This is a genomic window from Leptospira fainei serovar Hurstbridge str. BUT 6, from assembly GCF_000306235.2.
Taxonomy (GTDB): domain Bacteria; phylum Spirochaetota; class Leptospiria; order Leptospirales; family Leptospiraceae; genus Leptospira_B; species Leptospira_B fainei.
Map to the genome: position 1 here is coordinate 410349 of NZ_AKWZ02000003.1, position 12340 is coordinate 422688.

At 45.2% G+C, this 12340-nt stretch carries 7 protein-coding genes; 4 read left to right on the top strand and 3 right to left on the bottom strand.

What is annotated here, in order from left to right:
- Window positions 1-114: 114 nt before the first annotated feature.
- From LEP1GSC058_RS06045 to LEP1GSC058_RS06060, 4 genes are all read left to right on the top strand, one after another.
- Entirely contained in the window at window positions 115-5811 is a 5697-nt protein-coding gene (locus LEP1GSC058_RS06045) for an Ig-like domain-containing alpha-2-macroglobulin family protein (protein ID WP_016548413.1), read from the top strand.
- Between the two features lie 11 nt (window positions 5812-5822).
- Window positions 5823-7943: a penicillin-binding protein 1C gene (pbpC, locus tag LEP1GSC058_RS06050; protein ID WP_016548497.1), complete on the top strand. Its 2121-nt coding sequence runs from the start codon at window positions 5823-5825 to the stop codon at window positions 7941-7943.
- Window positions 7944-8018: 75 nt separating this feature from the next.
- Window positions 8019-8822, top strand: a complete 804-nt coding sequence (locus LEP1GSC058_RS06055; RefSeq protein WP_016548525.1) for an AAA family ATPase — start codon at window positions 8019-8021, stop codon at window positions 8820-8822.
- Window positions 8823-8831: 9 nt separating this feature from the next.
- Entirely contained in the window at window positions 8832-10022 is a 1191-nt protein-coding gene (locus LEP1GSC058_RS06060; protein ID WP_016548386.1) for a hypothetical protein, read from the top strand.
- An 8-nt stretch (window positions 10023-10030) separates the two neighbouring features.
- On the opposite strand, the gene LEP1GSC058_RS06065 is transcribed toward LEP1GSC058_RS06060, so the two are convergent.
- The 3 genes from LEP1GSC058_RS06065 to LEP1GSC058_RS06075 all read right to left on the bottom strand — a co-directional run bounded on the left by LEP1GSC058_RS06065 (window position 10031) and on the right by LEP1GSC058_RS06075 (window position 12339).
- Entirely contained in the window at window positions 10031-10582 is a 552-nt protein-coding gene (locus tag LEP1GSC058_RS06065) for a YceI family protein (RefSeq protein ID WP_016548473.1), read from the bottom strand.
- Window positions 10583-10592: 10 nt separating this feature from the next.
- Window positions 10593-11354 carry a hypothetical protein gene (locus LEP1GSC058_RS06070; RefSeq protein WP_016548699.1) on the bottom strand — a complete coding sequence of 254 codons (762 nt, stop codon included), beginning with the start codon at window positions 11352-11354 and terminating at the stop codon, window positions 10593-10595.
- A gap of 214 nt (window positions 11355-11568) precedes the next feature.
- The gene (locus LEP1GSC058_RS06075; RefSeq protein ID WP_016548439.1) at window positions 11569-12339 is read right to left on the bottom strand and encodes a SprT-like domain-containing protein; all 771 of its coding nucleotides are present in this window, start codon (window positions 12337-12339) and stop codon (window positions 11569-11571) included.
- Window position 12340: the final 1 nt, after the last annotated feature.

Sequence of the window (12340 nt, forward strand, 5' to 3'; positions counted from 1 at the left end):
CGCTCGGGGAGAATTCCTTTCCGGCGCGCAGTATTCCTGAGAAGAAAATAAACTAGTTGCCTAAGTTCAAAAGATTGAGGATGAAAGACTTCACTTTCATTGAGGGACGATCTAGTGAAATTCTCTCCTTTTTTTACACGAGCAATATTTTTACGTTTTCCAATTCTTCTATTTTTTATTGCCGGCGGGTCAGGAATAGCGCAATCCTCCAAGGTTCAATTTTCGTTTTCTCCGCAAGGAGAAATCAAAAAAGTCGGCCAAGTTCAGGCTCTCTTTCGAGAACCGATGGTTCCGCTGGGGGATCCGAAACGAGCCGTTTCGCCTTTTAAAATCGAATGCCCGGTAAAGGGTGAAGAACGGTGGGTCACGGAAACGGATTGGGTTTACGAATTCGAGCAACCGCTACCGGGCGGATTGGTTTGTAAATTTACGACCCGTTCCTTAAAATCAATCTCCGGCAATGTATTGGACGAAGGAAAATCGTTTACGTTCAGTACGGGAGGTCCTGCCGTCTCGGATCTTCGGCCTTACCAAGGCTCGACAATCGCGGAAGACCAAGCCTTTGTTTTGCAGTTTGATGCGGAACCTAAACTTAGCGATTTAACGGAGAGAATTTATTTTGCAATAGAAGGTCTCGGGAACAAGGTCCCGATTCGAATCATCCAGGGAAAAGATCGAGAAGCAATTCTAAACGCTAGCGGAACTTACAAGGCAACCAATTCCACTCTTGTAATAGGTGCGAAACAGGTTTTTCCTTCCGGTAAATCAGTGAGAATCGTTGTCGAACGCGGACTCCGTTCGGCTAGCGGAGTTGCGACTTCTTCGAATTGGGAAACAAGTTATCGAGTGCGACCGTCTTTTACAGCCGGTTTCACATGCGAAAGGGTGAATGCTAAGGCGGGATGTGTTCCGATATCACCTGTATATGCAACTTTTTCTTCTCCGATTCGTTCCGCTTGGAAAAATCAGATATACCTGAAAACTTCCGACGGTAAGACAATTCCGGTAAAGAAAGACGATTCCGAAAATGGCTACGAAACTTACTCGATTGCCTTTTCCTATCCGTTACCGGCAAACACTGAATTTCAGCTCGTATTACCGAAGGGAATTTCGGACGATGCCGGGCGTCCATTAGAGAACGCATCCTCCTTTCCGTTAACGTTTCGCACGGACGAATATCCTCCTCTTGCAAAATTCGCGAGCGAATTCGGAATTATTGAAAGATTTCCGGAAGCCCTTCTACCTGTAACGATCCGAAATATCGAAGCGCCGGTTCCGGCGAAGCATTTGAATCCCTTAGAGCCGAGCGGGGGTGGGGAATTCATTCTAGAACAATGGGCAACACTCAAGAGCCAAGGAAAGGAATTTTTGGGAAATGCATTCGGGGGCAAAAATTCCGACGAAAAGAAAAAAGAAGGAAAACCTCTTCCGGCAAAATCGATCGTAGTCGGACCCGGTCAAGTACAGGAAATTTTATATTGGCTTCGTAGAATTCCGTATTTTCGAAAAGACGAATCTATTTTTAAAAATGCGAATGGAGGCTCATCGGCAAAAGGATTCGGAATCCCTTCTGCAGGAGGCGAAAAACGCTTCGAAGTCGTCGGAATTCCGTTGAAGAGAAACGGATTGCATGTCGTAGAGATCGAAAGCGCGGTCTTAGGAAGAGCGTTAGATCCGGATCAAAAACCGATGTTCGTAAGGACTGCAGCGTTAGTCACAAATCTCTCTTTGCATTTTAAATGGGGAAAGGAAAATTCTCTCGTCTGGTTAACGTCTCTCGATAAGGGGACACCTATTGATGAAGCCGAAATATTCGTGTATGATTGCGGAGCCAACCTAGTTTGGAAGGGAGCCACGGGAAAGGACGGATCGATTCTCACCAAGGAGATCTCCCGCGAAAGCCGCAATTGCCAAGACGTAAATAAATATAATGACGGGTATTTCTTAGTAGCGAAGAAGGGGGAAGATTTCACGTTCCTTCATACGACTTGGGACGATGGAATCGAACCTTGGAGATTTCAGCTAAGGCAAAATTATTACGACGGTAATTATCGATACGCTACCGTATTAGACCGTTCTTTGTTTCGGGAAGGCGAAACGGTTCGGATGAATCATATACTTCGTTTAACGACGAGTGAGGGTTTCAGATATCCGAATCGATCCGAAATTCCTAGTTCCGTGCAAGTTACGCATAATGGAACGGGTCAGAATTATTCTTTGCAAGTAAATTGGTCGGATTCGTTCTCGGGGGAGACTCAGTTTACGATTCCTAAAGAATCCGTTTTAGGGGAATATTCCATTTACTTTTTGCTACCCAACGGGCGAAAAATTTTTTCCGGCACGTTTACTTCGGCACAATTCAGGCTTCCTCTCTTAAAAGGCGAATTACAGGCGGACTCTTCCCAGCTTGTCGCCCCGAAGGAAATCTCCGTCACGGGGCAGATTACGTATCTTTCCGGAGGGAAGGCAGGGCTATTACCTGTTTCCCTCCGTTCTTCCATAAAACCTTCGGGTGGAATCCAGTTCCCTTTATATCCCAATGTCGAATTCGGAAACGGAAAATCGGAATCTTCGCAATCGGGGTACGAAGCTTACGAGGAGGATTCCGATTCGGGATCGAAGAAGAAACAGGAATACCAATTAGTTTCTTCTAAAACGGATCCAAACGGGTTTCTTTCGGAAAAAATTACGGTTCCTCAGAAATTGGAGAGAGTACATTCGCTGGATATAGAGATGGAATGGAAGGATCCGAACGGCGAAATCCAAACGGTCGCGAGAAACTTTCGATTATTGCCTTCCAAGAATCTAGTTGCGATTCGAAATGAAGATTGGGTCGCGGTTCGAAATAAGATTCGCTCCAAAGTTTTCGTTTTGGATCCGCAAGGGAATCCGGTGGAAGGAAAGAAGATTACCGTTAAAGGTATTTCCGCTAAGTATATTTCTCATAGAAGGCGTTTAGTGGGTGGATTTTATTCTTATAATCACCGTCTGGAGAGAAAAGATATCGGGCAAGTATGCTCCGGTACTACGAATGAGAAGGGAATTCTGGAATGTCAGGGAGCAATCAATCAAACCGGAGAATTATATCTAGAAGCGAAGATTGATGGGGAAGAATCCTACGCTCACGCTTCCATTTGGGTCGTAGGAGAGAAAGAGCTCTGGTTCGGTTCTTCTGATAATGACAGAATGGACATTTTTCCGGAAAAGAAAAAATACGAGCAAGGAGAGACCGCTCGCTTTCAAGTTCGGATGCCTTTTAAGACCGCTACTGCGTTAGTCACCGTCGAAAGAGAAGGGGTTTTACGTTCTTTCGTCCAAACGTTAAGCGGAACAGACCCTAGTATCGAAATTCCGATCGAGTCTAGTTATGGTCCCAATGTTTTTGTCTCCGTTTTAGCCGTTCGAGGCAGAGTAGAAGCGCCGAAACCGACCGCTCTTATCGACCTCGCCAAACCTGCATATCGTCTAGGTATGGCGGAAATTCAAGTCGGTTGGCGACCTTACGAACTAGATCTAAAGGTCTTGCCCGAAAAAGAGGAGTATCATCCGAGAGAAAAGGCAAAGGTTAAAATTCTTCTTTCTGAGGCAAATCGAGAGTTTTGGAAAAACTCGAAAGTTACATTGGCTGCCGTCGACGAGAGTTTGTTGGAGCTAAAGCCGAATCTTTCATGGAATCTTCTGAATACGATGATGTCGCCTCGAGGAATCGACGTAACAACGTCCACAGCTCAAACGTTCATCATCGGAAGGAGGCATTTCGGCTTAAAGAGTCTTCCTCCCGGCGGCGGCGGAGGTAAATCCACGACTCGCGAACTTTTCGATACGCTTCTCTACTGGAAGGCGGATGCGATTCCGAACTCCAAGGGAGAAATAGAGGTAGAAATCCCCCTTAATGATTCGTTAACTTCTTTCAGAATCGTGGCCGTAGCCAGCTCGGGAACGAATCGATTCGGTTCCGCTTATGCGAATATACGGACAAGCCAAGAAATATTATCGTATGCGAGCGTCTCTCCGTATGTTCGAGAAGGGGATAGAATTCGACCCGGTATTTCTTTAAAGAACACCACCGCGAAATCTATCCAAGTTCAATTGCGGGTGAAATCGATTCCGGATTTGAATCTCGCCTCTAAATCAATCACACTCGCTCCTAATGCTTCCGAAACCGCGTATTGGGAAACCGAAGTCCCGAAAGGAGTAAAGGAAATCGTATACGATTTTTCAACGGAAGCATCTTCCGTTTCTTTTACCGATACATTACGGTTTAAGCAAACGGTCGGCACGGCCATTCCATTGCAGGTTCTCCAGGCTAACTTCTATCAATTAACTCCTTCCGTTCAGGTTCCGGTGGAAGAGCCGGCAAACGCGGAGCCGAATCGCGGAACCTTGGAAGTAACGTTCAATTCGAGCCTTGTTGCGGGACCTATAACGGGTATCGAATCCTATATGGCTAAGTATCCGTATTCCTGTCTGGAGCAAAAACTCTCCAAATCCGTCTCTTTAGGCGACGAAGCAAACTGGAAAGAAATCGTTCGAAGTCTCCCTAAGTATTTGGACCCGGATGGATTACTTCAATTTTTTCCGAATTCCTACGGGAGAGGCAGCATTCCTTTAACGGTTTACACGCTTTTATTGTCTTCGGAATCAGGATGGGAAATTCCGGAATCATCTAGACAAGTTATGATCGGAGCGCTCAATCGTTTTATCGACGGAACTTTATTTCGATCTTCACCGTTAGCAACCAGTGACACGTTGCTTCGAAAGATCAGCGCTATGGAAGCCGTTTCCCGATTCGGAACAGTGGAAGCCTCGAGAATTCGTTCTATCGAAACAGATCCTAATAGGCTTCCGACGGAAACTCTCGTATCGCTTCGAAATCTATATCGTAACGCGAATTGGGATGCGACGAAACGGAATAAGGTTGATGAGGTCTTACGTTCCAGACTTCGTATTCAGGGAAGTTCGTATGAATTAGCTTCGGACGGATCCCAACTCTGGTGGCTATTATCGTCCGCGGACGCGGTCCAAATTCGCCTGTTAAATTCGATTTTAAAGGACGATGCTTGGAAGGAAGCAGTTCCGAAACTTTTACGAGGCACATTAAATCAAATTAAATTAGGACATTTTGATATTACGACCGCAAACGCGTTTGCCGTGCTTGCCCTAAAAAAATATCGTAATTCATTCGAATCCGTTCAAGTCAAAGGAACTGCAAAGGCCTCCTTTAACTCGGGAGAGACTACGTTCGATTGGAAGAGCCAGGACGGCAAGGTGGAATTTTCCCTACCGAAAGGAAAATCCGATTTAAAACTTAGCCACGAAGGAAGCGGTACGCCCTATGCGTACGTAAAAACTTCTTCAGCGATTCCTTTATCTTCTCCTTTAAGCAGCGGATTGAGAATTCAAAAGGAAATTTTAGACGAGTTTGGCAAACCGAAATCCAGCTTTAAGGAAGGAGATATCGTTCGTGTGCGCTTAAAACTTCGTTCGGAATTCTCCATCTCTTGGCTGGCCTTGCGGGATCCGATTCCTGCCGGTGCAACCATTCTCGGGTCCGGTTTGTCTCGAGATTCGGCGCTATTGACCGCGAACACCGATACGAATTGGTGGGACAGTCCGTCCTTCGTAGAACGAAAATTCGAGGGTGTGACCGCTTATTACGAGTTGTTTTACCCCGGTGAAGCGACTTACGAATATGTTTATCGAATTAATTCACCCGGGATCTTCACCTTACCTCCGACAAGAGCGGAGGCTATGTATCAGCCGGAGATATTTGCGGCCAATCCGAACCTTACGATGAAGGTCAGTCCTTAAGGAATTTGTGAATGCTGCGCTTCTACTCCTTTATTCTGATACTTGTTGGAGTTCCCTGCTTCGGACAAGGATTGCCTAAAGAATTTGTAACCGAAATACAAGCCGGGAAAGTTCCCAGTTTTCAAGAGCTACAAAGTAAATACGAACCGTCCGAAGGAACTCTCTTGGACCGAGCCGGGGAGCATCTACATCGATTAAGGCTGGACCATGCCGTTCGTCGATTGGCTTGGACTCCGACCTCCGAAGTTCCTGAATCGTTTATTTTATCAATCCTTGCGCAAGAAGATAAACGGTTTTCGTTCCACCGAGGAGTCGATTATAAGGCGATCCTAGGAGCAATTCGGGATCGGATGTTCGGAGGTAAGAAGAGAGGCGCAAGTACGATTACGATGCAATTAGCCGGGTTTCTTTTGGGATCCAAGCCCGGGCAAAGATCGTATGTTGAAAAATGGAATCAAATGATTCTAGCTTGGAAGTTGGAAGAAACCTGGTCAAAGGCCGAGATCGCGGAATCTTATTTTAATCTGGTTCCTTTTAGAGGAGAGTTTGTCGGAATTCGGGCCGCATCGCGAGGCATATTCGGAGTCGATCCGACTTCGCTTTCCTCGGAAGAGGCTATCTTGTTAGTTGCACTTCTGCCAAACCCGAATGTTCGATCGATCGAATGGGAACGGCGGGGATGTCGGTTATCCGAAGCGATAGGTTCCAAGAACTTATGCGAACCGTTAAAAGAGACAGTCGCTAATTTAAAGAAAAGGAAAGTATTTTGGAATACGGAACCTTCCATAGCATATCATGCTGCGAGACGAATCTTAGTTCATCGGGAAATAAACGGATATAAATCGGGAACCGTCCGATCCACATTGGATGCACGAAGCCAGTTGGCCGCGGAAGATTCGATGACTCGTATCCTTTCCGGCATTCAAGAACGCAATGTTCGGGAAGCGGGTATATTGGCGATCGAGAATCGAACCGGCGCGATTCTAATTTATTTGGGCAATTCCAAACTTTCAAAGGAAAATTACTTTGTGGATGCGATTCAAGCTAGACGGCAAGCGGGCTCGACTTTAAAGCCTTTCTTGTACGCTCTCGCCTTTGAAAAGAATTTGCTTACACCGGAATCCATTTTGCTGGATCAGCCGAAGGAATGGGAATTGATCGGCGGGTCGTATCGTCCTACCAATTACGAAGAGAGATATTACGGATCGGTTCCAGCAAGAATGGCTCTAGCCTCTTCGTTAAATATTCCGGCGGTCCAAGTGCTAGACTGGACGGGAGTTCCGGAATTCGTTTCTCGCTTGGGAGAATTAGGTTTTGATAAACTTCGCAATCCGGATTTTTACGGGTTGTCCCTGGCTCTAGGCACTGCGGATATCACGCTATGGGAATTGGTAAACGCGTACAGAACCTTATCGAACGACGGGTATTGGAGTGAACCTACCTTCGATCCTGAGGAAGCTTTGAAGAACGCCGAGACTTGGGCGGGAGAACGGGATGCCCGATTTAAAAGAGTTTATCCGAGAGAGATAACGGGAATGATCAAGGATATACTTTCCTCTCGCGACAATCGATCTCTCAGTTTCGGTTGGGAAAATCATTTATCCACTAAATTTTTCTCGTTCGCCAAGACAGGGACATCCCAAGACATGAGAGACAATTGGTGCGTCGGTTCGAGCGGCAATTATACGGTCGGTGTTTGGGTAGGAAATATGGATGGACAACCGATGCGTGAAGTTAGCGGCGTAACAGGTGCAGCGCCTCTATGGAAGGAAGTCATACAATCATTGGAGGAGATGCATCCTTCAGCATACCGGGAATTCCCCATTGTTAGATCAAATAACTCGAATATGAAGTATTCGACGGAAACGGGGAACGCGGAGATGCCGAAAATCCTTTACCCGGAAACCGGAAGTCTATTCGCGTTGGATCCTGAAATTCCTGAGGAGAATGAAAGGATTCGGTTTGAAGCTAAAACCACTTCGAAGCGAGTGGAGTGGATTTTAAACGGAGTGGTCTTAGAATCCGACTCTTCGAATATATACGATTGGAAACCGAAGAGAGGGAGCTTTATTCTTTCCGTCAGAATCAACGGAACTCCTATCTCAGACACGGTGGCATTTCAAGTCAGATAAAAGACATACTTAGAGGAAGGGAAAAAATCCTTTTAGAACCGAGATCGGAGTCCAATTTAGGTATAGGAAAGTTGCATGACGATAGAAACAAACCGTTCCGAAACCTACTTATTGTCCCCGGAATTGGAGGAGGCCGTTCGGGTCTCGGAAATCACCTCAAGACCTCTTTTATTAAAGGGAGAACCGGGAACCGGTAAATCATTACTTGCCGAATATCTATCGGCTAAATTGAAACGTAGACTTTATACCTGGCACGTCAAATCCACTTCCCAAGCTAAAGAAGGTCTTTATTTTTACGACGCAGTTTCGCGTTTGAATGACTCTAGATTTACCGAAGACAAGGATAAAGTTCGGAATATAGAGAATTATATTCGGCTCGGAGCGTTGGGTGAAGCATTCGAATCTACCGACCCATCCGTTGTCCTTATCGACGAAATCGATAAGGCGGATATCGAATTTCCGAACGACCTTCTTCTCGAATTGGATCGGATGGAATTCATCGTTCAAGAAACCGGCCGTTTAGTTAAAGCGGGAGTTCGTCCTTTAACAATTATTACTTCCAATAACGAAAAGGAACTGCCCGCGGCCTTTCTGAGGAGATGTATTTTTCATTATATCGATTTTCCCGATCCTGCTTTTATGAGTGAGATCGTTAAATCTCATTTTCCTAAAATAGAAACCGAGCTTATTAAGAGAGCGTTGGAGGCATTCTACGTTATCCGAAGGATGGATGATATGAAGAAAAAACCGGGGACGAGTGAACTTTTGGACTGGATCCAAATATTGGTCCATATGGGAGCTAAACTTCCCGAAGATGGAAATATTCCTTATCTAGGCGCATTGGTTAAGAATGAGGAAGACTTGCGGTTATTCCGGTAGGGCATCGTCTTGTTTTTTCCATTTTTTTATAGACTAAAGGCCGCCGGTCTTCCTCTCTCTACGATCGAATTGCTCGATTTTCTTCGCGCGACGGACGGGCTAACCGGTAACAAACCTTATCTGACTCTGGACGAATTCTATCGCGTTTCACGACTTTGCTTAATCAAAGACGTTAAGCATTATGATTCTTTCGATCAGATATTTTCAGAGATGTTCGGAGATCGAGGAGTATTAAGAGAATCTCTACGGCAAGAGATTCTGGATTGGCTTTCGCGGATATTCGATAATCCGAATAAACTTCCACCGAGCTTAATTCCTCCCGAAAAACTTTGGGAAGAGTTCTTAGATCGCCTGAAAAATCAAAAAGAGGCACATCACGGCGGCAATAAATGGATCGGAACCGGAGGTTCTTCTCCGTTCGGTCATAGCGGTATTAATCCCGGTGGAATCCGAATAGGCGGGGAAGGCGGCGGCAAGTCGGCAATTTTTCAGGCGATGGAGAGACGTTACAAGGACTATCGTACTGACGAGCAGTTGGACGTCCGCCAAATCAAAGTCGCCTTAAAAAGACTCCGAAATTTAAGAAAGGAAGGGATTCCGGAATTTCATCTTGTGAAGACGGTCGACGCGACATGCCGAAATGCAGGCGATACGGAATTGGTTTTTGAACGGACCAGAAAAAACGGAATCAAGGTACTATTATTGATGGATACGGGCGGTAGCATGACCCCGTATGCGGATAGAGTCAGTAAACTTTTTTCGGCAAGTCATCAGATGAATCATTTTAAGGAATTCGGATACTATTATTTTCACAATTCCATATATGATTGCGTCTATCCAAGGGGCGATCTGAGGTATCCGATTCCGTTAAAATCGATCTTCAAGAAGCATAAGGACGATACGAAAGTGATCGTGGTTGGGGACGCCTACATGGCCCCTTACGAATTGACGGATCCTGCTTACGGATTTTATCATTCGAGATTTAGATCCGATCATCGCCTTCCGGAAGAACCGGAATCGGGCTTGGACAGTTTTAAGAAAATCAAGGATCATTTTCACGACAGCATTTGGATGAATCCGGAACCGAAACGATATTGGGACGCTCCGACGATTTACGAACTCAAGAAAGTGTTTCCGATGTTTTTCTTGAGCGTGGATGGACTAGAAGCAGGGATTCGTAAATTACTTAACCAACAATAATAATTTCATTATGGCTTTAGTATAAAGGAAAATTCGATTTCAACTTCCTCCTTCGCTTTTGCAAACAGGAGGCTAGGCGGAGTAATCTGATAGTCTCCCATTTTGATCTGAAATTTTCCTGAAACTTCGATCTGACCGTTGTTCGAGGAAATATTAGCCTTGGTTTTTACGGGTTTCGTTACGCCGTTTATAGTTAGATTTCCGCTCACCAGCCAACCTCCGTCCGTTATATCGATAGACGTGGAGGAAAACGAAACGCTTTGATTTTCAGGAAAACCGAGACTCTCAAGGATATGTGAATCTCGGTTTTCATCACCGGATCTAAATTCCTTGAGGGGAGCTTCTATTTTTACAGCCTTAGGAAGCTGAACTCCATTGGCGCCGCTGGAAAAGGTCGTCGGAGTGATATTAACTTCTCCGCAAACGCCGTGCACCGTCTTAAACGGATGGATGACGGTAAACTTCAAGGTCTTTTGCGAAAGTTTTAAATCTTCGGAACTTAGATTTGAAGAGAAAGATAATAAAAGGAAAAGTGATACGATGCCAAAAATACGATTCATGATTTAATCCTTAAAAATAGAAAGTTGCGATAGATATTGTAAACGCAGCAAATCCTGTCCACCCGACCGCTTCCATTCTATGCGCCGCTCCCGGGCCATTTTTCGGCACTTCTTGACCGAGAAAGGGTAGGGCCAACATTGCAGGAAGGTGTATCCAGATCATAGCCTTGTGCGTGAATATGGTAGTTAGGCCGGGCTCCCTTGCCAATGTATTGCTCGGAGCTAAGAAAGCCAACCCGGCCGACAGTGCATATAACGTAAACGTAGTTCCGGCTAATGATTTATGCGTATTGCCGCCGGGATCTCCAGTCCATGGAGAAGCATTTAGAATTAAATTATAAGCTAATAGATTCTGTTGGGGATTAGATAGAAGAACGAAATCCGCAAACGGTTGGTATTCTCGGTGAAGATGCGATAAGGCTCTCTCGCCGGCCAGGTTTGTAGCGAGCCAAAATCCCCAGGTAAGCAGTCCTAATCCTTGGTGCCAGTTTAAGAAACTTCTACGGAGTTCTAAACGATCTCTTTCTTTCTTTCGATCCGCGGCGGTAGCCGTTTCAGTTCCGCCGACAGTTAAAGGAACTTCGCTGCGAAAGTTAGGGGAATAGTTTTGGTAATTCGGAACCAATGGACTTCCACCCGTTAATCGATAGGAATCGAAAAAGCCCGCTTCGGTTCCGGTGGAATAAAAGGACTGACTCGCGACCGGAAACCCGAAAAGCAACAGAGTTAGCAGAGGTAAATACTTCGCTTTCATTCTTACCTTAATATTCATCGTTATGCTCGGCAACGTCAAGAAAAGTAAAAAAGAAAAACTAAGAATGAACGTATAAAATATCGGAACGTACTTAAAGGAATTTATGCTTAGCTTCTTCGAAGCTTTACTGCTTATAACACAGAAGAGAATCGGACTCAATTTCCGTCGCGGTTTTTGCAATCGCATACGCAGAATCTCTCGCCTTGCGGGATTTTTTTTTAAGATGCCTTACCTAACGATACGAGAATAAGAATCTTTTTCGCGACGGTTTTCTTTTCTTACTACCGGAGCCTCGCCCATTTCTTAAAAGAAACGAATGATAACTCGTTTTAAGCCAGTGCACCGCTTCTTGGTAACGATCGTATTCCCGTTCTTTTCTCTTAAATTCCCATCCGTGGATAATATTCCGATTTTTTCTGCGCTGGATCGGGAAAAGGTGATGTAGAATTTCGTGATGAACTACGTGCTCTAAAACGAATTCGGGTACATCGGAATGATCGAGAGCGGGGCTAATTCGTATTGTAAGAGTTTCTTTGTCATATGTTCCGATTCGCCGCTCTCCTCTTCGAGGAGACCATTCGATTCGAATGGGGTTCAATGTTTGCGTTGGAAAATATTTATTAGCTATCTTGAGAAAAATTCGATCCAGATCGTAATGATTTCCTTTCGCGGAATATTTCTTAGCGGGAGCCGCGCGTCTAGGAATTCCGTTTAAGTGTTCTTGAACGGCGGTTTTCCAGCTAATATCCACAGTTTGTCTCAATAGACGGGAAATTAATAATCTGGCTAAACTTTCCGCTGTGACCGAATCGGCGTTTTTAAACGAGTCGTGCAGTTTCCCCGTCAAAATTCCGCTTTTAAATTGGAGGGAGCTAGTTCCGTTTCGATAAGGATAAAATTTAAGCTCGATCCGTTTTAAGGGAGGGGGAGGCCTCTTAGAGTTTTGCGAAATGAAAATCCAAGTCTCGGCAAGAAGCGATTCCCAATCTTCCGGGCGAATCATT